The sequence below is a fragment of the Enterococcus sp. DIV1444a genome, assembly GCF_051712125.1.
GTDB classification, from domain to species: Bacteria; Bacillota; Bacilli; order Lactobacillales; family Enterococcaceae; genus Enterococcus; species Enterococcus faecalis.
In genome coordinates this window covers 2,363,822-2,388,027 of the sequence record NZ_JBIOOG010000001.1, presented here as the reverse complement: position 1 = coordinate 2,388,027, position 24,206 = coordinate 2,363,822, and the positions used below count along the sequence as shown (strand labels likewise).

Here is a 24,206-nt window from a genome sequence, read left to right as displayed (position 1 = left end):
TTTTAGAGAGAAGGCAAACAATTTGAAACTTAGAGGAAAACAAAAACGTTATTTACGTAGTCAGGCACACCATTTACAACCTATTTTTCAAGTAGGTAAAGGTGGTTTGAATGACGCAATGATTACACAAATTGATGAAGCGTTGGAAAAACGTGAATTGATTAAAATTACGTTATTACAAAATACAGATGAAGTGGCAGAAGAGGTTGCAGAAGAACTAACAGCCGCCATTCATTGCGATGTGGTACAAGTTATTGGTCGCGTGTTGGTTTTATTCAAGCCATCAAGTAAAGAAAAATATCAAAAAATTTCAGCAGCAGTCAAAGAGATTTAATATTGGAGGGATGAACAATGGGAGAAAAAAGACAAGCGCGTCAAGGAGCGGACGTTCTCTTGCAAGAGGAACCGTTACGTTTTCAAACAAGAAAGCAAGTCGGCTTGTTAGGTGGTAATTTTAATCCCGTTCATTTAGCACATCTTGTCATGGCCGATCAAGTTCAAAATCAACTAGGTTTGGACAAAGTTTACTTAATGCCTACGTACTTACCACCACATGTAGACGAAAAGAAAACAATTAGCAGCGAACATCGGTTAGCGATGTTAGAACTAGCGGTGGCTGATAATCCCTGCTTAGATATTGAGCCAATTGAATTAATTCGCAAAGGCAAAAGTTACACGTATGATACGATGAAAGCTTTAAAAGAAGCCAATCCAGATACTGATTATTATTTTATAATTGGTGGAGATATGGTGGAATACTTGCCCAAATGGCATCGGATTGATGACTTACTCCATTTAGTTCAATTTGTCGGCATTCGGCGTCCTAATTATCCAACGGAATCTACCTATCCAATTATTTGGGTCGATGTTCCGCAGATGGCGATTAGTTCCACTTTGATTAGACAAAAAGTGAAAAGTGGTTGCTCAACACGCTATCTTCTTCCAGAGAATGTGATAAACTATATTCAAGAGAAGGGACTGTATCAAGATGAGCTGGACAACAAATTATGATGCTGCACAACGCGAATTATTAATGCAAAAAGTTCAAATGCAAATGAGTGAACGTCGCTTTCGCCATGTGTTAGGGGTCGAGGAAACAGCTGTGGCCTTGGCAGCAAAATATGGTGCCGATGAAGCCAAAGCCAGTATTGCTGCTTTGACGCATGATTACGCCAAAGAACGTCCAAACGATGAATTCGAGTTGATTATTCGCCGTGATGGCTTTGATTTGGGTTTATTAAACTATGGCAATGAAATTTGGCATGGCTTAGTTGGTGCGGATATTGTTCAACGGGAATTAGCCATTGATGACGAAGAAATCTTGCAAGCAATTCGTGTGCATACAACTGGGGCTGCTGAGATGAGCTTGCTAGATAAAATTATTTATGTCGCAGATTACATTGAACCAGGACGTGATTTTCCAGGTGTGAAAGAAGCCCGTGAAATTGCCCTTGTTGACTTAGATGCAGCGGTTGCTTATGAAACGAAACATACCTTGTTACATTTGATTGAACAAGAACATAAAATTTATCCAAAAACGTTAGAGACCTACAATCAATGGGTCGTTAATCAAAAATAAAAGAAGAAAGAATTACTAGGAGGGAACTATCATAGATAGCCAGAAAATTTTAGAAATTGCTGTCAAAGCAGCAGATTCAAAACGAGCAGAAGAAATTGTCGCATTAGACGTAAGAGAGATTTCATTATTAGCAGATTATTTTTTAATTTGCCAAGCCAATAGTGAACGTCAAATCAATGCGATTGTTGATGAAATTAACGAACAAGAAGCCAAAAATCAAGTAGAAGTCAAACGTGTGGAAGGTAAAGAAGGCGGAAAATGGATTTTAATCGATTTAGGTGATGTTATTGTCCACGTATTCCAATCTTCAGAACGTGCCTTTTACAACTTAGAAAAATTATGGTCAGATGCCCCAATGGTTGATCTAAGCGCTTGGGTCGACTAAAATGGCCTATGAAACGTTTGCTTTCGTCTATGACGAAGTGATGGACGAAAGCCTATACCAAAAATGGTTGGATTTTTCCAATCGTCATCTCCCACAAGGAACCCAACAAATTCTTGAAATGGCTTGTGGTACAGGCGCTTTAGCAGTTGATTTTGCAAAAAGTGGTTACGATGTGACGGCCTTAGACTTATCAGAAGAAATGTTGATGATTGCTAGTGAACGAGCTTTTGAAGAAGAAGTGCCAGTTCAATTTGTTCAGGGAAATATGCTAGATTTATCTGAAGTGGGACAATACCAAGCCATCACTTGTTTTTCTGATTCACTGTGCTACATGGCTAATCGCCAAGAAGTACAACAAGTGTTCGATGAAGTTTATCAAGCGTTAGAAGAGGAAGGAACGTTTATTTTTGATGTTCATTCTACTTATAAAATTGATTCAGTTTTTCCGGAATATAGCTATCATTATCAAACAGAAGAATTTGCTTTTCTATGGGATAGTTACGCTGGTGAAAAAGAACACAGCATCGAACATTTCTTAACATTTTTTGTGAAAGAACAGGAAACAGATGAACACTTTGTTCGGTATGATGAATTGCATCAAGAACGAACCTATTCGTTAGATAACTATTTACGAATGTTAGAAAGTGCTGGTTTCATGAATGTCAAAGTTTATGCAGATTTTACAGATGAAGCACCAACTGAAACAAGTGAACGCTGGTTCTTTGTTTGTCAAAGAGATTAATAAGATTTGGCTTATGAGCTTGGGACAGCGCTTAAAAACGTTGGTCTCTTTGCTGATAAGTCCATTTTTTTATAACGGAGGTGGCTAGAGTGAAAGCCTGTGGCATTATCGTGGAATATAATCCCTTTCATAATGGACATCGCTATCATGCCCAACAAGCTCGCCAACAAAGCGGAGCTGAAGTAGTGATTGCTATAATGAGTGGAAATTTTTTACAAAGAGGAGAACCAGCCTTACTAGATAAGTGGGCCAGAGCAGAAGAAGCTTTGCAAAATGGTGTGGATTTAGTCATTGAATTGCCGACAGCTTGGTCGGTACAGTCTGCGGATTACTTTGCCAAAGGCGGTATAAAGTTATTACAGGCGTTGCAATGTGAGAGCTTATGTTTTGGAACAGATAGTACAACCGCAATTGATTATGCGGCTTTCGGCCAGTTTGTCCAAGAAAATCAATCCTTAATTGATCAAACGTTCCACGCATTGACAGACAAACAATTGAGTTATCCACAAAAAATGACTGCTGTTTTTCGTCAAGTATATCCTGAAAGCAAGTTTGATTTTTCTTCGCCTAATCATATTTTGGGGATGAGTTATGCGAAAGAGAATGCCACGTATCCAACTCCGATGACGCTCTACCCAATTGCTAGAAAACAAGCGGGCTTTCATGATGCAACGATTTCTGGGAAAGTTGCTAGCGCCACGGCGATTAGGCAAAGTATTTTTCAACAAGAGATAACGCAAGTGCTACCAACGGTTCCTCCTATAACCGCACAACATTTACAAACACAGGCCATGATTTCATGGGAAAACTACTGGCCCTTCCTAAAGTATAAAATTGTTCAATCCTCGCTAGAAGAGTTACAAGCCATTTACCAAATGACGGAAGGACTTGAATATCGACTAAAAGATCAAATCCAAGCAGCAGGTTCTTTTCACGAATTAATGGAACGCATGAAAACGAAGCGTTATACTTGGACAAGATTGCAACGATTAGCAACCTATATATTGTTAAATATGACCAAAGAAGAAGTTGAAAATGTTTGGCAAGACAGTTATCTCCATGTGCTAGGATTTACGCCAAAGGGACAAGCTTATCTAAAAGAAACCAAAACACAGATTCAATTGCCGGTAATTTCTAAAGTATCTAAAGAAAACCGCGCAATGCTTTCGTTAGATATTCGCGCCAATCAACTATACCAGATGGGAGATTCTTCTTTAAAAGAACAAAATTTTGGTCGGTTTCCCCTACGATTTTCGCCAGATAATTAAAAAATACTTAACAAAAATCAGTTTCCCCAGTATAATAAACAAGGGATAAGATACTAACAACAAATCAGAGAAAGCGAAGTGAGAATATGGGCCGTAAATGGGCAAATATTAAAGAGAAAAAAGCTGCCAAAGACGCAAACAATAGCCGTGTTTATGCAAAATTCGGGATTGAAATTTACGTAGCAGCGAAGTCAGGAGACCCTGATCCTCATGCAAACCAAAAATTACGGTTTGTAATCGAACGCGCCAAAACATACAATGTACCAAAACATATTATTGATCGCGCTATTGAAAAAGCAAAAGGTTCAGCAGATGAGCAATATTCTGAATTACGCTATGAAGGATTTGGACCAAATGGTTCAATGGTCATTGTTGATGCTTTAACAAACAACGTGAACCGAACAGCAGCAGATGTGCGGGCCGCATTTGGTAAAAACGGCGGAAACATGGGTGTCAGCGGTGCTGTTTCCTACATGTTTGATAATACAGGTATCATTGGCTTTGCTGGTGACGATGCTGATGAAATTTTAGAATACTTAATGGAAAAAGACATTGATGTTCGCGACGTTGTTGAAGAAGACGGTCAAATTATCGTTTACACAGAGCCAGAAGATTTTCACCATGCACAAGAAGCGTTAAAAGAAAAAGGCATTGAAGAATTCACGGTTACTGAGTTAGAAATGGTTCCACAAAACGAAGTAACATTAGAAGGCGACGATTTAGCGAACTTTGAAAAAATGTTAGACGTTTTAGAAGATTTAGAAGATGTTCAAAAAGTTCATCATAATGTAGATTTACCTGAATAATCCATTTGTTAGTTTATTTGAAGATTTAGAAAGAGGTCGGGACAGAAGTGTTTAACTCCGAGAAATAAGAAGGAGTTGCTTCTGTTCCCGCCGTTTATCAGTTTTTGAGCGTGGAGCAAAAATCCAAAGTGATTTTTGTCCCACGCTCTTTCCTACGTTTAGTCAAGTGTTTTTTCGTTTATTTTTATCACGAAAAAAAAGTATACGAAATAAGCCTAATAAATTAGAATTTTTTTTATTAGGTGTGCTATAATCTATTTAAGGATATATTCCTTATTGGTCGTTAGAGGCCGTGTATGAGTAATCATACGGACTTGAATGTCGTACCATTGAGTGGAGACATTTCAAGAGCTTGTTGATGCAGGCGATGAGCGCAACCTTATGCTTTTTGGGCGAAGGTTGCGTTTTTAGTTTATAGTAATAGTCCACCAAATGATTGGGGCCCGCCGCTTGTTGCCTGATCATGTTCATCATAATAAAATACAAATTCTTTCGTGCCTTTGGATTCCCATGTTTATTCATGTGTTCTTGGGCAATATATTTTCCAGATTGATACCTCCTGGTATCAACACCGACGAAAGCGTTCAATTGTTTATGAGAAGAAAAACGACGAATGTCCCCTAATTCACCGATCATGAGTCCAGCAGAAAGTTCACCAATCCCTGGAATACTTTGATACAAATCAAATTCTATTGTTTGTTGCGCAGTTTCAATTAATTGTTGAGCGAGTTGCTCTTTCGTCACCAGTAATTGTTTCAATTGTTGGGCATAGTACACCACTTTTTGAACAGAAATACTTTGTCTAGATTCTGCTGGATAAGAATTTTGCGCCAGTGAAAGTAAGGTTTGGGCTTTATTCAATGCTTTTTGATCGGAGATTTTTTTATCGGTATTTTTCTTCAAAAGATTTTTTACTTTTGTTTGACTCAAACCTTCTAAACAAGTAGGATGCGGGAACAGCTCGACAAGATTTAAGGCGAGTTTTGATAACCTGTTGGTGAAAAGTGTTTCCAATTCTGGAAAAGTTAATTGTAAAGCGGTATGCAGGTTCATTCTCATGCGTTTAATGTCCCCTTCAACTTGTTGATAAAAACGTGCTAAATCACGTGTTTGTTCATAGATTTCTGATTGCGATTGTTTTTGTTTCCGCAAAAATTGACCGTGTGTTTGTGCGAGACGATGGGCATCACGTTTATCCGTTTTTACTGAACGTAAGTCAATATTCAGTTGTCTTTTGGCTTCTAAAGGGTTTAGTAAACAATAGGCGAAATGATTCTTTTGACAAAACGTTTCAATGACTCTTGAATAAACACCCGTTGCTTCAAAAACGATTTGTGGTCGTTCTGGAAGAGCATAAATTTCTTGAAGAAGTGCATTGAAATGTATTTTATCGTGAAGAATTTCTTGTTCAAAAAGACAAGTATTTTCATGATAAATAACGGCATAACTTTTTCCCATTGAGACATCTAAAGCAAGTACATACATGATTTTCATCTCCTAAAAAGTATTGAAAGGTTCTTCACTGCTTCATTTCGTTCCTAATTTCCTTCACACGGGCTCGAAGCCCCAACATACTTAAACCAGATTTTAAAATGACAGTGAAGGAGACCATTTTTTGTTTGGGACTCGAAGTCCAAGAGCCTGTGGTCGGTCTTCCTTTCACATCCAACTATACGCTTAAAAGAGCAATAGAAGGTAAATTCATCCGTCGATGAATTTACCCTCTAATCTTAGTATGTTTTTTCCATAGAATACATAGAAAAAAAGAAAGTTGATTGATAGGTCCATGTGACACAAAGCATTCAATGACAGGTTCAACTTTTGTCTGTTCCATAAATATTTGTCTAAACAGTTGAATTAATAGTACAATATTTTAGTAAGATAGATTATTGAACGGGGTGAATAGGCGTGAAAAAGGGAAGACTAGCGATTCTTGTAGGGGTAGCGGTTTTATCGTTAGCCGCTTGTCGGGAACCAAAAGAAAAGAAAGTAACCGCTCCAACTGAGGCATCCTCTAAAGTTGAAGAGACGAATGAAAAAACGAGTGAAACAATTGATAAGACAAACAAACAAGTGAGCAGCAGTGTCGAGTCTAACGAATCAGTGAAAAGTGAAGAGCCCACAGCTGATGAAAACAACAGTCAGCTAACCGTAGCTGATTTAGACACTACAGCGATTAATACTGGCGATTTTACTACTTTAGCTGGAACATGGAAAAATGGTAAAGGAGAGAGTTTGATCATTCATCCTGATGGTAGTACAAATACCGGAGGAATGATTACGAAGGATTCACCTACTGATGAGTCGCGACCAATTACAAGCTTAAGTATTAGGTGGGGGCCTACTGGTGCTGCGTTATTATTATATAAAATTGGTGTTGAAAATCCTAACGGCGACCAATCGGATAAGACGAAACCGCGATTGTTAATTACTCAAGATAGTGGAAATTATCCTGCGGAAGAGTATTACTATCGTTCTTCTGAAGAGGAAAATCAAGACAAAAATGAAGAGGCAAAAATCATCGATACACAAGAAAAAGCAGAGACATATATTAGAAAGACACTGACTGATGCAGAAAATAATGATACGAACCTTGGATTTTTGGGTATGAATGGAAATGACTTCTTTTTTAGAGCACAATCGAAACAGATGGTTGCAAATGGAGGGACTGGGACTGTCGGTTTTTACAGAGTATCGCCACAAGGAGCAGTTAGAATAACGGATGCACAAGGCAACTAAAGATAGTTCGTGGCAGTCTATTTAATTCCTATAAAAGTAGCAAAATAAGAATGAAATGATCATAAAATATTCACATTTAGTTTGTAAGATATAAGCATACCAACAAACAATCTTAACAACACAAAACACTTTTTCATTTTTAACTCCTTTCCCGTCCTTACCCAAAGGGCGGGTCTTTTTTATGTTCAAAACTATTCGCTCAAGATACCAAAAAGCCAGCTTGTAGTAAGCTGGCTTTTAACTCTTTATATGTTGGCGCTTGTAGACACGAGATAATAATTAAGGTGTTGGAACAGTTGGTGAATAATTCGTTTTTCGACCATAAAGTTCTTGTGTTGCCGCCGAGATATACGCAGATGAATCTTTTCCTGGGAGGTTATACATTAAATAAATACCATATTGTTCCGCTTTTGTACGTTTAGCATATTGCGCAGCTAGATTTTGATTGACACCAACTTCAACAGCGGAAGCACCTAAACGAGAAGCAGGCATACCAGCAATTTGTGGTGGATTCCAGGTACTATAATAAGGATTCCAAGCATAATCAATTAAAGAACTCATTTGAGGATTGGCTGAAGAGTTCGCAGCCGCTGGTCCAATATTATAAAAAGTAATTAATTTATCATTACCTAAGCGATTTCTTAAGGCTTGAAGTAACCAAATGAACGAAGAATTATTTGGCTGAGGCGTACCATTTTTTCCGTATTCAGCATACTCATCATCAAAATCAATACCATCTAAATGATACGTATTAACGACTTGTTCTAATTGGGATGCAAAGGCATCCGCACTTTCGTAAGTCGGGAAGTTAGCAAAGCCAGCGCCTTCATGGTTGCCTAAAATAGACAATAGGACTTTGGTGTCGCGTGCTTGAACTGGACGAATTTGTGTCTCAGCTTCGTTTAAAGTTTCTTGGACCCGTTCATTTAGATATAAGTAAGGTTTTTTATTGACCGTATCATAATTAATATTGGCTGCAAAAATAATCCCCATATCAAAAGCAGGTTGATTGGTCCCCGCTAAAGTATATTTTCCCACATTGTTAAAATCGTGGTTGTTTACTTCTACATACATGACTGTTTTAGGCGTAACATTTGATGCTGCTTGTACTTCAAATGCAGGTAGTGCAAACAGTAAACCACCGACTAAAAGGATCAAACTTAAAAAAGTTGAAATAAACCTTGTTTTCTTGTTAAAAAAATGAGTGCTTAATTGATGCCCCATAACTTTCTCCTCCTATAAATAAATATTTTTTTGTAAGCGCTAACAAAGACATGTTATCATTTTTATAATTTAAACACAAGAAGAAGAGAACAAAAGTGAGTAAATCCACAGAATAAAAAAGCGACCTTCGCAAAATGATCTTGCGAAGGTCACTTTTTTACCAATCAAAGAGTAGAGCATAGCCTAAAGAAAGCAGCTCTCGACCAAAATTTTTGATGTCTTTTGGAAAAGAAGAAGCCGCGGTAATGCCTGAAACGTTTGAGATGCCCACTCGCTTGGCTAAAAGTTGCGAGCGATACATATGAAAGTCACTAGTAACAATCACTAGACGTTTAAAAGAAAGGAGTTTTTGTGAATTGACAATATTTTCTTTGGTGCGTGTGGCACGATTTTCTAAGAGAATCTGTTTTTCTGGAACACCTTTATTTAGCAAGTATTGTTTCATAACCGCGGCTTCCGTAGCCGGCTCATCTGCTCCTTGCCCTCCGCTAACAATAACGGGTGTCTCGGGGTGTTGTTTAATATAGGGGATAGCCACATCTAACCGAGCTTGCAAAACACGGCTGGGCAGTGCGGTTTCTTTAGACGTTCCTAAAACACGGGCCCCTAAAATTAAAATAGCATCTGGTTTATCGGTGGGTTGCGTATTTTTGCCAGTAAAAATAAGTAGACCTAAAATCAAAAGAATACAAAAGCCAAAACTGACAATGGATAAACTTGTTATTTTTAACCAATGCATGAAACATCCCTCCTTGTAATGTTAGTGTATACGAAGTACCATAGAAAAAGCGATAGAAAACAAAAGACTTATAAAAAAATCTATGTTTTAATAGAAACTTTTGAAGAAAGGGAGCGAGTGAATGCGTACAGAAGAAGAAATGTTTCAACTTATTCTGGATGTAGCAAAACAAGAAGAACACATTCGAGCCGTGGGAATGGTGGGTTCTCGCACGAATGTGAAAGCGCCAAAAGATAGTTTTCAAGATTTCGACATTGTTTATATTGTAGAACCATGTGCTGAATTTTTTGAAACAGCAACGTGGATAGCAAAATTTGGACAACCATTAATTATGCAACGTCCCAAGGAAATGACCTTATTTCCCACAGAACCGAAGACTCGGGAAACATTTTTAATGTTATTTGAAGATGGTCAACGTATCGATTTAACGTTGTGTCCTCTCGCAGAAAAAGACAATTGGAATGAAGGAGATTCTTTAGCAATTATCTTGTTAGACAAAGATGACAGCTTGCCACCTTTACCTGTAGCATCTGATAAAAATTATACAGTAACAGTTCCGGATCAGCAGCAATTTAACGATTGTTGCAATGAATTTTGGTGGGTTAGTACGTATGTAGTTAAGGGGCTTTGTCGGAATGAATTATTTTACGCTGTCACACATCTCTATGAATATTGTCAGCAGGAACTGTTGCGCTTGCTTTCTTGGCAAGCAGCTTGGCAGGAACCAGAGCCAATTTCTGTTGGGAAACAATTTAAGTATCTGAAAAATTATGCCACTCCTGACACGATGGATCAATTAGCATCGTTGCTAGATTTTTCTAGTAAAGAAGCTTGTTGGAACAGCTTAATAAAGACACAAGCCTTTTTTAACGTCGTCGCTCAGGATTTTGCTAAAATGGCCCAGTTTACGTATCATTTACAAGAAGCAAAAAAAGTCACAGAGTATACAAATTCTTTAAGATTAAAGGATTTACAAGGAAAATAAGCTGAACACAACGTAAAAATAGTGTATAATTGAAAAAATTAATCAGCGAAGATAGGGCATCTTTTTTACTTGTAAATCACCGCAGTTGTTTGTTGCCTAGTCTCTAAGAAATAAACCTAAAATTATTGATATAAAGGATGAACAAATGAAAAAAGAAGAAATGCAAATACGTAATACACGTCGTCAAAAATCAAGAAAAAATAATAAAAAGAAAGTAATTATTACTTCTTTGGTTGGACTAGCTCTGGTTGCTGGGGGCAGCTATGTTTATTTTCAAAGTCACTTTTTACCAACCACAAAAGTAAATGGAGTTTCTGTGGGCTGGTTAAATGTAAATGCCGCAGAAGAAAAATTAGCGCAAGTTAATCAAACCGAAGAAGTTGTGGTTCAAACGGGGACAAAAGAAGAAAAAATTCAACTTCCTAAAAAATACCAATTGGATCAAAAATTTTTAAAAGACCATTTACACAGTAGCAAGGTGAAGCTACCGTTAAATGAGGCGTTCAAAAAAGAACTAGAAGCTAAATTAGCGACTTTGAGTTTTCCAGAGGGGACGCCAAGCAAAAATGCGAGTATCCGTCGAGGCAATGGCACTTTTGAAATTGTTCCCGAAGAACAAGGCACAGTAGTGGACACGCAGCGCTTAAATCAGCAGATTATTGCGGATGTTGAAGCGGGAAAAGGCAACTATCAATACAATGCCAAAGATTTTTATAAAGCCCCTGAAATTAAAAAAGAGGATCAAACGTTAAAGGCAACATTGACAACGCTCAATAACAAGTTAAATAAAACAATTACAGTTGATATTAATGGTGAAAAAGTAGCCTTTGATAAAACACAAATTCAAAACGTGCTGAATGATGATGGCACAATCAACAAAGAAAAACTAACTACTTGGGTGACACAATTAGAAACAACATATGGTTCTGCTAATCAACCAGTTTTATTTACAGATGTTCACGGCACGACACGTCGTTTTAAAAACAACGGAAGTTATGGCTGGTCGATTGATGGGGCCAAAACGCAAGAACTACTAGTAAACGCGCTGAATAGCCAAGAACAAACGAATGCAATCACTGCTCCGTTGGTTGGCGATACCAAAGAAAATAGTAAAATTGCCAATAATTACATTGAAATTGATTTAAAAGATCAAAAAATGTATTGTTTCATTGATGGTAAAAAAATAGTCACCACAGATGTCATTACTGGCAGATATAACAAAGGAACCGCAACAGTGCCTGGATTCCATACAATTTTATATCGGACAACCGATGTGAATTTAGAAGGTCAAATGCTTGATGGTTCTCGATACAGTGTACCAGTAAAATATTGGATGCCGTTATTAAGTCAAGGGGGCGTTGTGACACAAATTGGGATTCATGACTCCGACCATAAATTGGATAAGTATGGCGATAAAGAAGCCTTTAAAACCGATGCTGGTAGTAATGGCTGTATCAATACGCCAGGAACAGAAGTTTCGAAAATCTTTGACGTATCTTATGACGGAATGCCGGTAATTATTTACGGGCATATCTATGATGATGCACCAGGTGAATTTGATAAACCTGTGGATTACGGCGAAGAAGTATAGAGAGATACTAGGCAAAATCGTATTTTAGTCCACTTATTTATCTGAAGAGTGAAAATTGGGGACGTCAGCGTAACGACTGATGTTCCCAATTTTTTATTGACAAGCGTCATAACCCGCTCTATGATACAAACAGAACAAGCAATTTAAATTGGGGGAACGAAGATGCCATTTGTACATGTAGAATTAATTGAAGGCCGCACAGAAGAACAGTTAACTAATATGGTCAAAGATATTACAGAAGCTGTGTCAAAAAACGCTGGTGCACCAAAAGAGAATATCCATGTGATTGTCAACGAATTGAAAAAAGACCGCTATGCACAAGGCGGCGAATGGAAAAAATAAGTTTTCAGAGAATTTCTGTTGAATCACTTGCTTTTTCTGAAAATAAGTGGTTAAATAAGTGCATAAATGATTGATGAGAAAGACAACTGAACTTGCCCGCGATCTATTAGAGAGGAAAATCTTGGCTGAAAATTTTCCAGATTGGCACAAGGGATGACCACTTTCGAAACCTTTGTTGAAACAAAGGCGGTCGCACCGTTAACACGCTAGAGGAACACAGATTATTTGTGTTCAAAATTAGGTGGAACCACGATATTTTCGTCCTAGTATTCGTTAGAATACTAGGACTTTTTGTTTTTTAACAAGGGGAACAGGTGGCTGTTTCGTTTCATTGTGAAAAACAGGAACACAATGAAACGCTTCAAATCAAAAATTAAAAGGAGAGAATTTTATTATGTCTATTCACATTACTTTTCCAGATGGCGCTGTCAAACCGTTTGATTCTGGGATTACAACATTTGATGTTGCTAAAAGCATTAGCAACAGTTTAGCCAAAAAAGCTTTAGCTGGTAAATTCAATGGTGTTTTAATCGATTTAGATCGTCCTATCGTAGAAGATGGTTCGCTTGAAATCGTGACACCTGATCATGAAGATGCTTTAGGAATTTTACGTCACTCGGCAGCTCATTTAATGGCTAATGCTTTACGCCGTCTTTTCCCTAACATTAAATTTGGCGTAGGTCCTGCGATTGATTCTGGGTTCTACTACGATACAGATAATGGAGAATCCCCCGTGACAGCGGAAGATTTACCTGCAATTGAAGCCGAAATGATGAAAATTGTGAAGGAAAATAACCCAATCGTTCGTAAAGAAATCTCACGTGCAGAAGCGTTAGAATTATTTGCTGATGATCCTTACAAAGTTGAATTAATTACAGATTTACCGGAAGATGAAATCATCACTGTCTATGATCAAGGTGATTTTGTTGATTTATGTCGTGGCGTTCACGTTCCTTCAACAGGACGGATTCAAGTCTTTAAATTACTTTCAGTAGCTGGTGCTTATTGGCGCGGAAATTCTGACAATCATATGATGCAACGAATTTACGGCACTGCCTTTTTCGATAAAAAAGATTTAAAAGAGTTTATCAAAATGCGCGAGGAAGCCAAAGAACGTGACCACCGTAAATTAGGAAAAGAGTTAGATTTATTTATGGTTTCACAAGAAGTTGGTTCAGGGTTACCTTTCTGGTTACCAAAAGGCGCAACCATTCGTCGTACAATTGAACGTTATATTGTGGACAAAGAAATTAGCTTAGGGTACCAACATGTGTATACACCAATTATGGCTGATGTGGAATTATACAAAACATCTGGTCACTGGGATCATTACCATGAAGATATGTTCCCACCAATGGATATGGGCGATGGCGAAATGCTAGTATTACGTCCAATGAACTGTCCACACCATATGATGGTTTATAAAAATGACATTCATAGTTACCGCGAATTGCCCATTCGAATTGCTGAATTAGGCATGATGCACCGCTATGAAAAATCTGGCGCATTATCAGGATTACAACGTGTTCGTGAAATGACTTTAAACGATGGCCATACTTTTGTTCGTCCTGACCAAATTAAAGACGAATTTAAACGTACTTTGGAGTTAATGGTAGCTGTCTATGCTGACTTTAACATTACGGATTATCGTTTCCGTTTAAGCTATCGTGATCCAAATAATACAGACAAATATTTTGATGATGATGCGATGTGGGAAAAAGCGCAAGCGATGTTAAAAGCTGCCATGGATGAATTAGAATTAGATTACTTTGAAGCAGAAGGTGAAGCCGCCTTTTATGGTCCTAAGTTGGATGTTCAAGTAAAAACAGCTTTAGGAATGGAAGAAACACTATCAACAATCCAATTAGACTTCTTATTACCAGAACGTTTTGACTTAACTTATGTCGGCGAAGATGGTGAAAATACACATCGTCCAGTTGTTATCCACCGTGGTATTGTCTCAACAATGGAACGATTTGTAGCTTACTTAACAGAAGTTTACAAAGGCGCTTTCCCAACTTGGTTAGCACCAATTCAAGCAACTATTATCCCAGTTTCTGTAGAAGCACATTCGGATTATGCTTATGAAATCAAAGAACGTTTACAAGCACAAGGCTTACGTGTTGAAGTCGATGATCGTAACGAAAAAATGGGCTACAAAATTCGGGCCTCTCAAACACAAAAAGTACCTTATCAATTAGTGGTCGGGGACAAAGAAATGGAAGACGCAACGGTGAACGTCCGTCGTTATGGAAGCAAAGAAACGTCTGTCGAAGATTTATCAATTTTCGTTGACAGCATGGCTGCTGAAGTTCACAACTACAGCCGTTAAAAAAAGAGAAAAAGTCAAAAGGACTTCTGAATTTAGAAGTCCTTTTGACTTTTTTTTAACAACAAAATAATTAAATATTTCCTTAGAGCTAGGAATAATCCTGATTTTTTGACTATTTTTTGTTACAATGAGAATGCGAAACTTTTTAGTGAAGGGACTAGAGGTATGAAGAAAAACTCATTTATAGATAAAATAAAAAAAACAGATGCCGCAGCAAAGAGTCAACGAGGTAGAAAGCCACATATTCCTTTTCGATTGAACTTATTATTTTTTGTGATATTCACTTTATTTGTTTCATTAATTGTCCGTTTAGGGTATTTACAGATCGTAGAAGGAGAAGAGTTTAACAAAAAAATCACTGCCAACTCTTCACTACAAATCACGACACCATCCCCTCGAGGACAAATTTATGATTCACAAGGAAAAGTCTTGGTTTCTAACAAAGCCAATTTAGCAATCACTTACACACGAGGAAAAAATATTGAAGGAAAAGATATTTTGCCGATTGCGAATAAAGTCAACGAACTTATTAACGTTCCAGTTGATCCAAACTTAACGGATCGTGACAAAAAAGATTATTGGTTAGCGAATCCTGAAAATTTAAAAGCAGCTCAAGCCCGTTTAACCAATCAAGATAAAGAAGATGAAAAAGGCAACAAAATTACGGACGAAGGCACATTATATGCCAAAGCAGTTGAAAAAGTCACTCCTGAAGAAATTGCGTTTGATGATCGGACCTTACAAGCAGTGACGATTTTTAAACGAATGAATGCAGCGTCACAAATGAACACGGTCTTCATCAAGAATGAAGGTGTGACAGAAGGTGAAATTGCGACAATTGGTGAACATACAGCGGAAATATCTGGTGTTTCAACAGGGACTGATTGGACGCGTGATTATTCTCAAAGTGGTGCATTACGTAGCCTGTTGGGCACCGTTTCAACTGAAAAACAAGGATTGCCAGCCGAAGAAGTCGATGAATATTTGAAAAAAGGCTATGCACGAAATGACCGTGTCGGGACTAGCTATTTAGAAAAACAATATGAAGACGTTCTACAAGGTAAAAAAGCAAAATCAGAAGTCGTTTTAGACAATAACGGAAATATTGTTTCACAAACCCCAATTTCCAAAGGGGAAAAAGGCTCCAACTTAAAATTAACGATTGATTCAAATTTCCAAAACAAAGTTGATGAAATTTTACAACGAAACTATTCACAAATAGTCAAAACCATTGGACCATACTCAGAAAATGCGTATGTCGTTGCTATGAACCCTCAAACAGGTGCTATTTTAGCGATGTCTGGATTTCATCATGATTTAGCAACTGGAGAAGTTACACCTAATCCTTTAGCACCTATTTTGAATTCTGAAGTTCCTGGATCAGTTGTGAAAGCAGGTACTTTAACAGCTGGTTATGAAACAGGAGTCATTAAAGGCAATGACGTTTTAACAGATGAAGCTATTTTACTAGCAGGTAGTAATCCAAAAGCTTCTTGGTGGAATGCTTCTGGCGGAACAACCATGCAATTAACTGCGGAGCAAGCGTTAGAATATTCTTCGAATGCCTATATGATGAAATTAGTCTTTAAAATGATGGGTGTGAATTATTATCCCAATATGGTTTTCCCTTATGAAGTAGGAGATGACACTGTCTTTAAAGAATTAAGAAAAGCTTTTGCAGAATATGGTATGGGAACGAAAACTGGAATTGATATACCAGGAGAAACAACAGGAATCCAAAACAAGGACTTTAAGGATTCGTCTTCTGCTCCACAAGGCGGTAATCTTCTTGACCTATCTTTTGGACAATATGATACCTATAGTGCGTTACAATTAGCACAATACGTTTCCACTGTCGCAAATAATGGTATTCGCGTGCAACCTCATGTAGTAGAAGGAATCTATGGCAATGATGAAAATGGAGCTTTAGGAAAAATTTTAAAAGAAATCGAACCGAAAGTTTTGAATAAGGTAAATATTTCTCAAGACCAAATAGGAATTCTTCAACAAGGTTTCTATAATGTGGTAAATGGAACTAGTCCTTTCACAACTGCACGTGGTTTAAAATCAGACAAGTTTTCAATTGCTGCTAAAACAGGGACCGCTGAAACGCAAGCAACGGATGCTAATGGAGTAACCCATACAACGGTTAATAGTAACTTGGTAGCTTATGCACCTTACGAAAACCCTGAAATTGCAATTAGCGTTGTTTTACCACACTTAAATGACGAATCTTCAAAACCAAACCAAACGATTGCCAAAGAAGTTTTAGAAGCGTATATGGAAATGTACAAAAAATAAAATTTGTAAAGTAGTTCTACTTTACAAATTTGCCCAAAAGGGTAGTCAAATGACAAAAAAAATGGTATGATATTCAAGTCTAAGAAATCTCTTGGAAAGATCAATTATTAGTAGGAGGGGAAAACATGCGCGTAAACATCACTTTAGAGTGTACTTCTTGTAAAGAACGTAACTACTTAACAAATAAAAATAAACGTAACAATCCTGATCGTTTAGAAAAACAAAAATATTGCCCACGTGAAAGAAAAGTTACTTTACACCGTGAAACTAAATAATTTAGTTAGATAGAGCCTAGAATCCTTGTTGTGTAAGGGTCTAGGCTTTTTATCTATAGATTCATTACATGTTCATTTGTAGATGGAATGTATCGGGAGGATTACCCAAGTTTGGCTGAAGGGGACGGTCTCGAAAACCGTTAGGCGAGTAACATCGTGCAAGGGTTCGAATCCCTTATCCTCCGTAGCGAGAAGTAGTTTAGTTATTAGTTGCAAATAAAACGACAGAGACGTACACTTAAAGTAGAGCAATACTTAAGAAGAGGTGTCTATGATGTCAAACTATGAAAAAAAAGAAGCGCAAGCATTAGTAAAAATTGCCGACGTTTTGAACAATTGGATGCAAGTTTAGAAGAGTTGGGCTCGCTAGATGAGGATACAAAAAAACATAGTATGAAGAAATGGATCTGCTAGAAAAGTTTATGTAATTTATTTAATTTTGAGCCTAGAATTAATCGTTTTGATTTTTTCTAGGCTTATTTTTTATGAACTAAGCAAATATTATAAGAGGTATTGGATTAAGAAGTAAAGCATGTATTGATTCAGAAAAAAAGTTGTAGTAAAATGTTCGTCACAACTACTTTTTTTATGATTTTGTAGAAGGAAAAGTTGGAATAATGAATTGAGAAGAGTCGAGTTTTAGGAGATGATTTTTGGTGACTTTTTATCAATTATTGCAGTTAGATCCATTTATTTTAAAACAAAAAATTCATCAAGCGGACACTAAAAAACAGCGGAGATATTTTTGGCGCGCTTTGTTAATAAGAGATCTTTTATTAGTTTCGTTTGCGATTTTATGGGTGTCGACGATTACTTTTTTCTTTGGAAAAGCTGTAGCGCCTTTTTCAATTGTATTATTTTGTTTGCTGTTGAGTATCCGTTTCGTCTCATACGGCTATAGGGAAAAACAGGCCTTGCTTAGTTTAGGAATCGTGTTAACAATTCTGGGTGTTAGTCCACTAATTTCATTGATTTCTGTATCATTTTTACAATTAGTTCTTCATTTTATCTGCTTGCTGGCATTGTTTTTCTTAACTGGTAAAAACCCTAAAATGGGTAATCCTGGCTTGTATACGTTCTCCTACTTATATTTAGTTGGCACTGTTCACTATCAATCGTTTCAGCAATTAGAACAAACTTTCTTTGTATTAGTGTTTGCCTATCTACTTTTAGCTTTTGTTTATCATGTGAAACATAAAAAGTTGGATCATGAGATTACTTTTATACAGATGGTTAAGGAAAATGGTTTTTTTAATCAAAGAAATATTTGGTTTGGTTATTACGCTTTAGGCATTAGCTTATTACTTTTTATAGGAACGCACCTTCAGATTGACCGCTTTATGTGGGCAACATTTGCTAGTTCTTCATTATTTTCTGGGTATGACACGTTTAAATTGTCTGAACGAGCCAAAGAACGAATAATAGGGGTCGTTATTGGCTCTATAGTATCGGCTATCTTGTTATTTTATTTACCAACGAACCTGCTTGGTATTTTAGGAGGTCTTTGTTTAGGCCTATGTACGTCTTATAAAAGTAAAACGATTTTTAATTGTGTTGGTGCTATCATGGCAGCTTCTATGATATTTGGGCTAGAAACAAGTCTTTACTTAAGAATTTTGTTAAATATGTTGGGGCTAGCTTATGGTTTGTTTTATCATTTTGTCTTTGTAAAAACTATGTCTTATTGCAATCGCAAGCAGTGGCTGAAATTGTCGGAATAAAAGGAGCCTAACACTCTTTCTTGAAAGAGTGTTAGGCTCCTTAGGCATTACTTTAATTATAGAGAATGGGGAAAGATTCATTTTAGCGTATATTCCATATTATCAAATTATACGCATGCTGTTAATCAATGAGCAACTGTTATCTTTAAATGCCGCAATTTTTGCTGAGCCAGTCGGGACAAGGTCTAGTTCCACTTCGTCAAACTGATTGTCATCAACTGGTACCCAAAAGTAAATTGTAGATGGTCCAGTTCTACTTTTATAGACTATTTATCTATTAGTATACCTAAAATTCTATTTAATTCGTAATGACTGACCCGGATAAAAAACAGAGGTTTCAATGCCTGGATTTAACGCTAATAATTCTTTTAAGGTTAAACCATTTCTTTCAGCTAACTGTCGCCCACCTTCACCACTTCGTACCGTATCGTATATAGGTTGGTCTGATTTAGAATTTTGTATCTATTCACCAGAATCAGAGTTTTGTGGCGGTTGCTGTTCAGATTGTTCAAAAACTTGTTGAGCTTGATTATTTCTTTTAATTAATTGTTCCAACGTAATATTACCTAGATAAGTGTATACTTGTTCATCAACAGTTAAAGTACCGTCATTATTTTTCGTTACTATTCGGGGCGTATTATTCAAAAGAAACGTCATTGTTTGATTACCATTCTCATCCACAGAAAAACTTACATTTTGAAGAGGAACATTCGATTGAGTAGTGCTAGTAAGCGTTCCGTCAGCATTTATAAAAAATAAGTTATCACTTTGAGGAATACCCCAACCGCCTATAAAATCAGCTAAGCTAGCTTGTGCTAGCGGTTCTTTAGTAGTAGATGAAGGGGTAGATTGGATTGTTCCAGATGAGATGTTTTGATAATTAGAGCTGGTTTCTTTCGTTTTATCTTTTTGAGTGGAAGAATCAATACTTTTCTTTGTGTAAGGTTTTAAAACTAGTTTTGTTTGGTTATCAGAATTGTTTGTCTTAGTAGGCGTGAAAAGTAGATTTTGCTTTTCTTTTTTTATCTTGTAAGCTACTTCTTTTCCTTCATTTTCCCAACGAATTTGATTGTTTTTTAGATGGTATTTGACTTTGTAGTCTATTTTATTTGCAATTTGCTTACCTAATTCTTCGCCTACTTTTTCCAAATCATTTTTTGCAGTTGATGTGCGTTCATCTGTATTGATTTTGAAAGTAGCGGTATCTTCGCTGAATGATACAATCATTATTACTTCATCAACGTTGGAGTTCACGGTCCACTCGTTTGCCATTAGCTCTTTTGTGGTCACTTTATTTCTGCATGAAGTAAGGGTCAGTAAGGATAAAAAAACAATCAACCCCAGTAAACTTTTTTTCATTTTTAACTAAATCCTCTTTTCTATTTTACTGTTTTTTGTATCTTCGGATATCTCTCAACCCCAGCCAACCACTCGCTGATAACAAGTACCAAAACGGCATAAACTGGATTAAATAGCGAGAGCGGCCGCCTTCAAAGAGCAATAAATATAGAATAGCTCCAATGAAAGCTAATTTTAAAATCGCGTAGTTATTTTTTGAATCTTTTAGAGGAATACTGAATAATAGACCTAATAATGTGAGTAAATAGAAGAAATGCATATAAATTCGTAGATAGTTACTTTTTGGATTTTGCGGATAATACAGTGCCCGCAAGTGTTCTTGCCAACGATTTTTAGAAGGTGTTTCTGGTATTAAATCACCACCATCCCAACCCCAGTCAAAATCACCATTGGCAGTATTATGACGATTTTTTTGAACCAGAAAACGGAGATAACCAAAGAAGCCTTTATTTTTTAAACGTTCTTGGATTGTTTTTATGGTATAAGCTTTTTTGGCTTCTTGTGTGGGCAACTGATTTACTGCTTGTGTATCTGCATCATTGTAACCGCCAGTTCCCGTCAAGCCCATCATTACAAAAAGTGTCCAAGGTTTGGCTTGTTGTTTATCGATTTCCGTAATCGCTTGTTTTTCTACAAAAAATTGAAAACTAGAATATGCGCTAGCGAAACCGGTCAGTAAAAAGAGAGCAACCACGGTTAATTTTACGATAGACTGTTTGTTCCGATTTACTAAAAGAAGTTGCAGCACTTTTAAACAACTAAATGCAATAAAAAAGATAATAGACGAAGGTTTCATTAAAAAACACCAAGCTAAGCCAATTCCAATAAACAGTAATAAACAATATTTTACGAAGGGAGGGGAAACTTTCTCAAAAAGGCTATATGCAAAAAAGACTAGGTTGATGAACAATAAGACGGCCGTATCTGTATAAGGCGTTAGTAACCATGGAGACAATCCGAAAGAAAGAAAAAATAAACTGTAAGCAACGAAGGCCGTTAGTGGATTAAAGACACGTTTAGAGGCATGATAAAAGAGAAATAAACTGCTATTAATAAACAAGCAATTAACTACTTGCCAACTAAACCAAGTGTTGCTCCAGCTCCCTGTTACATCAATGAAACGCAAAAATTGATTAAGGTAATACATCATGAAAAAGAAAAATTCGTTATTGGGATTTAAAGAAAGTACGATTTTTGAATAATCCTTATTTTCAGTGGTAATACTATGAAAGTTGTCAAAAACATCCCAACCAATTGGCACAGTAATCTGCGTCAGGAGTAAAAGTTGCAGTAAAAATAAACTGATCAAACTACCAATAATAACCACACAATCATGGGTTTTTATTAAGTGCCAGAGCGCTTGAATCTTAGTGTAAAGAAATTTTTTGTTTTTATAAATAATCAACAATAGAATAATTAATAGAGGAAGTAAAACAAGCAAGTGCTTAGGCTTTTCCAAAAGAATTTTTACCAGCGAATAGGGAGAGTTAATTGCGCCGTAAAAGACGAATAAAATAAAAAAAGTAAAAATATAATTTTCTAGATTCAGAATCCGTTTAAAAGTAGCCATATTTTCTCCTTCCATTTTTTTAGCTAGACTAGTTCTTATTTTATCATAAAGATTTTAAAATAAGAAAAAAGCCTTTCTTTTAAAAGAAAGGCTTAAAACTTTTCCTTACTTCACTTCTTTGTAACGGAAGAAGAAGCGTAAGACGCTATTTTGGCTAGTTGTTGTTAGTTTATCTGTCGGTAAGACTGTTAGTAAGAAGAAAAACAGACTAATCACAAGAGTGAAAAATAAGAAGACGGGACTGCCACCTGTTATCACAGTATCTGTTTGAACATCATATTTAAATGTTGACATAACAGAGAAAACTTGTGTATAGCTACATGCAATAGAAAGTAGATATAAAACAAGCACGCCCCAACCTGTCATCCCAGCATCACGATAACGACGTACGCACATTGCCCACGTTGGTAATAATAAAGCTAACCATAAAACAAGTGCAAAAAGCATCAACGGTAATAAGTTCCCAAAATCATAGGTTTCAAAATATTCAGCTGCTAAAATGGCTGACACGGCTTTGCCGACAATAGCAATATAAAAAATAAGTCCTAAAATGCTTAATACCAAGGTCATCCACCAATAACCAGCACGTGTGGTCCGACCTTTAAAATCCACATATCCACGAAAATAATCTTTAAAAGCTTGTCCAAATGTTACTTTGCCTTTTTCCTCAATTTTAACCATAAAAACACCCCTTTGTATTTAATAAAATGATTATAACGGAAAGTAATAAAATAGGAAAATGCGAATTCGCATATTTTGTGTTTTTTTTGATAAATCATATAAGAAGCAGGTTTTATCAAAAAACGGTAAAATAAGAGAAGATATTTTATAATGGAGGAATCATGAATGAAAATTAGTATTAGACATCGTTACATAGCAAAAATTCCAGTATTAGAAGTGACAACGGAAGAGCAAAAAAACGAAGCCTTACCTTTAATTGTTTACTATCATGGTTGGCAATCGGCAAAAGAATTATCTTTAACACAAGCGAGAAAATTAGCATACGAGGGGTTTCGGGTCATTTTACCAGATGCCATGAACCACGGAGAAAGAAAAACAGGACCTATTTCCACGATCCCTTCGATTACATTTTGGAGTAGTATTCAATATAATTTGATTGAATTTCCAGTAATTATTCATCATTTTCATAAATTAGGGTTGATTAAAGAAAATTGGATTGGTGTGGGTGGTGTATCCATGGGCGGTATTACTACCAGCGCTCTTATGACCCAACATCCTGAGATTCAAGCTGCTGCTTGCTTAATGGGAACGCCATATCCAGCGCGCTATATTCAGCGAGTGATTCAACGGGCGAAAGAATTTGCTATTTTTGTGCCTAAAGACTTGCCATTGTTGCTAAGCTGGGTGCACCAATACGATTTATCACAAACGCCAGAAAGACTGCAAGAACGACCGATGCTGTTCTGGCATGGAACAGAAGACGAAAAAATTCCCTATGAAGACATGGCTGCTTTTGAACAATTAGTGTCTGGGAAAACGTATGCAAAAAATACGCAATTTATAACGGAAGTCGGTGAGCGACATTTAGTGAAAGGAGAAACAATGGATTTGGTTGTTGACTTTTTTAAAGAAGCGTCAAAAACGTTAGAAAAATAACGGGATTTTTCAAAGAGAAAAGGGGAATCAGCTTGTTTTTTAAGAACACTTTCTATAAACTTAACAGAAAAGGGGTTGAAGGTGTACATGGAGAAAAACAAGTTGAGAAAAGTGGGCTTAACTGCCCTGGAATGGCTAAAACAACATCCAGAAATTAAACAACATAAAGAATCAAGTCTCTATGAACAGTTGTTTGCTAGTCAGCAATGGCAACAAGCACAAACAATCGGAATGATTCGGTCGTTACCGCTAGAATTATCAACACAGCCAATTTTCGAAAGGGCCATGCAAGAGGGTAAGCAAGTGGCGGTGCCGCGAACATTTAAAGGAGGCAAAATGCACTTTTATCAAGTCTTTCCAGAGACGGTTTATGACACCAGTGCATTTGGCGTGGAAGAACCTCCGTTAACAGCGGCAGAAATAACAGCTACAGCGATTGATTTATTGATTGTGCCAGGGATTGTTTTCAATCGTGCTGGCTATCGAATAGGCTTCGGCGGTGGTTTTTATGATCGTTATTTGGAACATTTTTCGGGCCATTCATGTAGTTTAGTTTTTAGTGAACAACTCCATGAACAATGGCAACCAGAAGCGTTTGATCAGCCAATCGAACAATTATTTATACAATAGG

The 24,206-nt window shown here is 36.8% G+C and carries 22 protein-coding genes, 1 tRNA gene and 1 pseudogene; 18 read left to right on the top strand and 6 right to left on the bottom strand.

Translation table 11 applies throughout. From position 1 onward, the window contains the following. Nucleotides 1-22 precede the first annotated feature (22 nt). The 7 genes from yhbY to IGI87_RS11480 all read left to right on the top strand — a co-directional run bounded on the left by yhbY (nucleotide 23) and on the right by IGI87_RS11480 (nucleotide 4,780). Nucleotides 23-334, top strand: a complete 312-nt coding sequence (gene yhbY / locus IGI87_RS11510) for a ribosome assembly RNA-binding protein YhbY (RefSeq protein WP_113794559.1) — start codon at nucleotides 23-25, stop codon at nucleotides 332-334. Between the two features lie 17 nt (nucleotides 335-351). Further along, nucleotides 352-1,011 carry a nicotinate-nucleotide adenylyltransferase gene (locus tag IGI87_RS11505; protein WP_002365150.1) on the top strand — a complete coding sequence of 220 codons (660 nt, stop codon included), beginning with the start codon at nucleotides 352-354 and terminating at the stop codon, nucleotides 1,009-1,011. After that, nucleotides 989-1,579 (top strand): bis(5'-nucleosyl)-tetraphosphatase (symmetrical) YqeK, encoded by a 591-nt coding sequence (gene yqeK, locus IGI87_RS11500; protein ID WP_438737088.1) that lies wholly within the window; start codon nucleotides 989-991, stop codon nucleotides 1,577-1,579. Before IGI87_RS11505 ends, yqeK begins: the two co-directional genes overlap by 23 nt. A gap of 46 nt (nucleotides 1,580-1,625) precedes the next feature. Further along, nucleotides 1,626-1,964 (top strand): ribosome silencing factor, encoded by a 339-nt coding sequence (rsfS, locus tag IGI87_RS11495; protein ID WP_033072556.1) that lies wholly within the window; start codon nucleotides 1,626-1,628, stop codon nucleotides 1,962-1,964. A gap of 1 nt (nucleotide 1,965) precedes the next feature. After that, nucleotides 1,966-2,706 (top strand): class I SAM-dependent DNA methyltransferase, encoded by a 741-nt coding sequence (locus IGI87_RS11490; protein ID WP_002356302.1) that lies wholly within the window; start codon nucleotides 1,966-1,968, stop codon nucleotides 2,704-2,706. An 80-nt stretch (nucleotides 2,707-2,786) separates the two neighbouring features. Continuing rightward, complete coding sequence (locus IGI87_RS11485) at nucleotides 2,787-3,974, top strand: nucleotidyltransferase (RefSeq protein WP_438737086.1); 1,188 nt, start codon at nucleotides 2,787-2,789, stop codon at nucleotides 3,972-3,974. Nucleotides 3,975-4,060: 86 nt separating this feature from the next. Then, nucleotides 4,061-4,780, top strand: coding sequence for a YebC/PmpR family DNA-binding transcriptional regulator (locus IGI87_RS11480; protein ID WP_002356305.1), 720 nt, complete (start codon nucleotides 4,061-4,063; stop codon nucleotides 4,778-4,780). 273 nt (nucleotides 4,781-5,053) lie between these two features. Here the strand turns inward: IGI87_RS11480 and IGI87_RS11475 are convergent, their stop codons facing one another. Next, complete coding sequence (locus IGI87_RS11475; protein ID WP_438736402.1) at nucleotides 5,054-6,274, bottom strand: IS110 family transposase; 1,221 nt, start codon at nucleotides 6,272-6,274, stop codon at nucleotides 5,054-5,056. Between the two features lie 414 nt (nucleotides 6,275-6,688). On the opposite strand from IGI87_RS11475, the gene IGI87_RS11470 reads away from it, so the two are divergent. Then, nucleotides 6,689-7,519, top strand: coding sequence for a DUF6287 domain-containing protein (locus IGI87_RS11470; RefSeq protein ID WP_438737084.1), 831 nt, complete (start codon nucleotides 6,689-6,691; stop codon nucleotides 7,517-7,519). A 279-nt stretch (nucleotides 7,520-7,798) separates the two neighbouring features. Here the strand turns inward: IGI87_RS11470 and IGI87_RS11465 are convergent, their stop codons facing one another. Both IGI87_RS11465 and IGI87_RS11460 read right to left on the bottom strand, forming a co-directional pair. Next, complete coding sequence (locus tag IGI87_RS11465; RefSeq protein ID WP_438737082.1) at nucleotides 7,799-8,743, bottom strand: endo-beta-N-acetylglucosaminidase; 945 nt, start codon at nucleotides 8,741-8,743, stop codon at nucleotides 7,799-7,801. A gap of 157 nt (nucleotides 8,744-8,900) precedes the next feature. Next, on the bottom strand, nucleotides 8,901-9,482 hold the full coding sequence (locus IGI87_RS11460) for a YdcF family protein (RefSeq protein ID WP_086317983.1): 582 nt from the start codon (nucleotides 9,480-9,482) through the stop codon (nucleotides 8,901-8,903). A 121-nt stretch (nucleotides 9,483-9,603) separates the two neighbouring features. On the opposite strand from IGI87_RS11460, the gene IGI87_RS11455 reads away from it, so the two are divergent. The 8 genes from IGI87_RS11455 to IGI87_RS11420 all read left to right on the top strand — a co-directional run bounded on the left by IGI87_RS11455 (nucleotide 9,604) and on the right by IGI87_RS11420 (nucleotide 19,029). Beyond that, nucleotides 9,604-10,467, top strand: a complete 864-nt coding sequence (locus IGI87_RS11455) for an aminoglycoside 6-adenylyltransferase (protein ID WP_438737080.1) — start codon at nucleotides 9,604-9,606, stop codon at nucleotides 10,465-10,467. Between the two features lie 145 nt (nucleotides 10,468-10,612). Beyond that, a complete protein-coding gene (locus IGI87_RS11450) occupies nucleotides 10,613-12,058 on the top strand; it encodes a L,D-transpeptidase family protein (protein ID WP_438737078.1) in 1,446 nt (481 codons plus the stop codon). A gap of 162 nt (nucleotides 12,059-12,220) precedes the next feature. Next, nucleotides 12,221-12,400 (top strand): 2-hydroxymuconate tautomerase, encoded by a 180-nt coding sequence (locus tag IGI87_RS11445; protein ID WP_002356318.1) that lies wholly within the window; start codon nucleotides 12,221-12,223, stop codon nucleotides 12,398-12,400. Nucleotides 12,401-12,794: 394 nt separating this feature from the next. Then, complete coding sequence (gene thrS / locus IGI87_RS11440; protein WP_104855040.1) at nucleotides 12,795-14,732, top strand: threonine--tRNA ligase; 1,938 nt, start codon at nucleotides 12,795-12,797, stop codon at nucleotides 14,730-14,732. Between the two features lie 165 nt (nucleotides 14,733-14,897). Next, nucleotides 14,898-17,033 (top strand): peptidoglycan D,D-transpeptidase FtsI family protein, encoded by a 2,136-nt coding sequence (locus IGI87_RS11435; protein WP_438737076.1) that lies wholly within the window; start codon nucleotides 14,898-14,900, stop codon nucleotides 17,031-17,033. Nucleotides 17,034-17,158: 125 nt separating this feature from the next. Beyond that, nucleotides 17,159-17,308: a 50S ribosomal protein L33 gene (rpmG, locus tag IGI87_RS11430; RefSeq protein ID WP_002356321.1), complete on the top strand. Its 150-nt coding sequence runs from the start codon at nucleotides 17,159-17,161 to the stop codon at nucleotides 17,306-17,308. 95 nt (nucleotides 17,309-17,403) lie between these two features. Beyond that, nucleotides 17,404-17,493 (top strand) — tRNA-Ser (locus IGI87_RS11425). Between the two features lie 471 nt (nucleotides 17,494-17,964). Beyond that, entirely contained in the window at nucleotides 17,965-19,029 is a 1,065-nt protein-coding gene (locus IGI87_RS11420) for an FUSC family protein (protein WP_104855037.1), read from the top strand. 294 nt (nucleotides 19,030-19,323) lie between these two features. Here the strand turns inward: IGI87_RS11420 and IGI87_RS11415 are convergent. The 3 genes and pseudogenes from IGI87_RS11415 to IGI87_RS11405 form a co-directional block, all read right to left on the bottom strand. Further along, a pseudogene (locus tag IGI87_RS11415) lies at nucleotides 19,324-20,256 on the bottom strand (DUF4950 domain-containing protein). Between the two features lie 157 nt (nucleotides 20,257-20,413). Further along, nucleotides 20,414-21,973, bottom strand: a complete 1,560-nt coding sequence (locus IGI87_RS11410; RefSeq protein ID WP_438737074.1) for a hypothetical protein — start codon at nucleotides 21,971-21,973, stop codon at nucleotides 20,414-20,416. A 90-nt stretch (nucleotides 21,974-22,063) separates the two neighbouring features. Beyond that, nucleotides 22,064-22,639 (bottom strand): DUF805 domain-containing protein, encoded by a 576-nt coding sequence (locus IGI87_RS11405; RefSeq protein ID WP_104855035.1) that lies wholly within the window; start codon nucleotides 22,637-22,639, stop codon nucleotides 22,064-22,066. Between the two features lie 165 nt (nucleotides 22,640-22,804). On the opposite strand from IGI87_RS11405, the gene IGI87_RS11400 reads away from it, so the two are divergent. Both IGI87_RS11400 and IGI87_RS11395 read left to right on the top strand, forming a co-directional pair. Then, a complete protein-coding gene (locus IGI87_RS11400; RefSeq protein WP_317094955.1) occupies nucleotides 22,805-23,575 on the top strand; it encodes an alpha/beta fold hydrolase in 771 nt (256 codons plus the stop codon). Between the two features lie 87 nt (nucleotides 23,576-23,662). Continuing rightward, on the top strand, nucleotides 23,663-24,205 hold the full coding sequence (locus tag IGI87_RS11395; protein WP_002394065.1) for a 5-formyltetrahydrofolate cyclo-ligase: 543 nt from the start codon (nucleotides 23,663-23,665) through the stop codon (nucleotides 24,203-24,205). The last annotated feature ends 1 nt before the right edge of the window (nucleotide 24,206 follow it).

Excerpts from the sequence above, each read along its gene's own strand:
- IGI87_RS11505 (WP_002365150.1), top strand. The coding sequence starts at position 352 with ATGGGAGAAAAAAGACAAGCGCGTCAAGGAGCGGACGTTCTCTTGCAA.
- yqeK (WP_438737088.1), top strand. The coding sequence starts at position 989 with ATGAGCTGGACAACAAATTATGATGCTGCACAACGCGAATTATTAATG.
- IGI87_RS11490 (WP_002356302.1), top strand. The coding sequence starts at position 1,966 with ATGGCCTATGAAACGTTTGCTTTCGTCTATGACGAAGTGATGGACGAA.
- IGI87_RS11480 (WP_002356305.1), top strand. The coding sequence starts at position 4,061 with ATGGGCCGTAAATGGGCAAATATTAAAGAGAAAAAAGCTGCCAAAGAC.
- IGI87_RS11475 (WP_438736402.1), bottom strand. The coding sequence starts at position 6,274 with ATGAAAATCATGTATGTACTTGCTTTAGATGTCTCAATGGGAAAAAGT.
- IGI87_RS11465 (WP_438737082.1), bottom strand. The coding sequence starts at position 8,743 with ATGGGGCATCAATTAAGCACTCATTTTTTTAACAAGAAAACAAGGTTT.
- IGI87_RS11460 (WP_086317983.1), bottom strand. The coding sequence starts at position 9,482 with ATGCATTGGTTAAAAATAACAAGTTTATCCATTGTCAGTTTTGGCTTT.
- IGI87_RS11455 (WP_438737080.1), top strand. The coding sequence starts at position 9,604 with ATGCGTACAGAAGAAGAAATGTTTCAACTTATTCTGGATGTAGCAAAA.
- IGI87_RS11450 (WP_438737078.1), top strand. The coding sequence starts at position 10,613 with ATGAAAAAAGAAGAAATGCAAATACGTAATACACGTCGTCAAAAATCA.
- IGI87_RS11445 (WP_002356318.1), top strand. The coding sequence starts at position 12,221 with ATGCCATTTGTACATGTAGAATTAATTGAAGGCCGCACAGAAGAACAG.
- thrS (WP_104855040.1), top strand. The coding sequence starts at position 12,795 with ATGTCTATTCACATTACTTTTCCAGATGGCGCTGTCAAACCGTTTGAT.
- IGI87_RS11435 (WP_438737076.1), top strand. The coding sequence starts at position 14,898 with ATGAAGAAAAACTCATTTATAGATAAAATAAAAAAAACAGATGCCGCA.
- rpmG (WP_002356321.1), top strand. The coding sequence starts at position 17,159 with ATGCGCGTAAACATCACTTTAGAGTGTACTTCTTGTAAAGAACGTAAC.
- IGI87_RS11410 (WP_438737074.1), bottom strand. The coding sequence starts at position 21,973 with ATGGAAGGAGAAAATATGGCTACTTTTAAACGGATTCTGAATCTAGAA.
- IGI87_RS11405 (WP_104855035.1), bottom strand. The coding sequence starts at position 22,639 with ATGGTTAAAATTGAGGAAAAAGGCAAAGTAACATTTGGACAAGCTTTT.
- IGI87_RS11400 (WP_317094955.1), top strand. The coding sequence starts at position 22,805 with ATGAAAATTAGTATTAGACATCGTTACATAGCAAAAATTCCAGTATTA.
- IGI87_RS11395 (WP_002394065.1), top strand. The coding sequence starts at position 23,663 with ATGGAGAAAAACAAGTTGAGAAAAGTGGGCTTAACTGCCCTGGAATGG.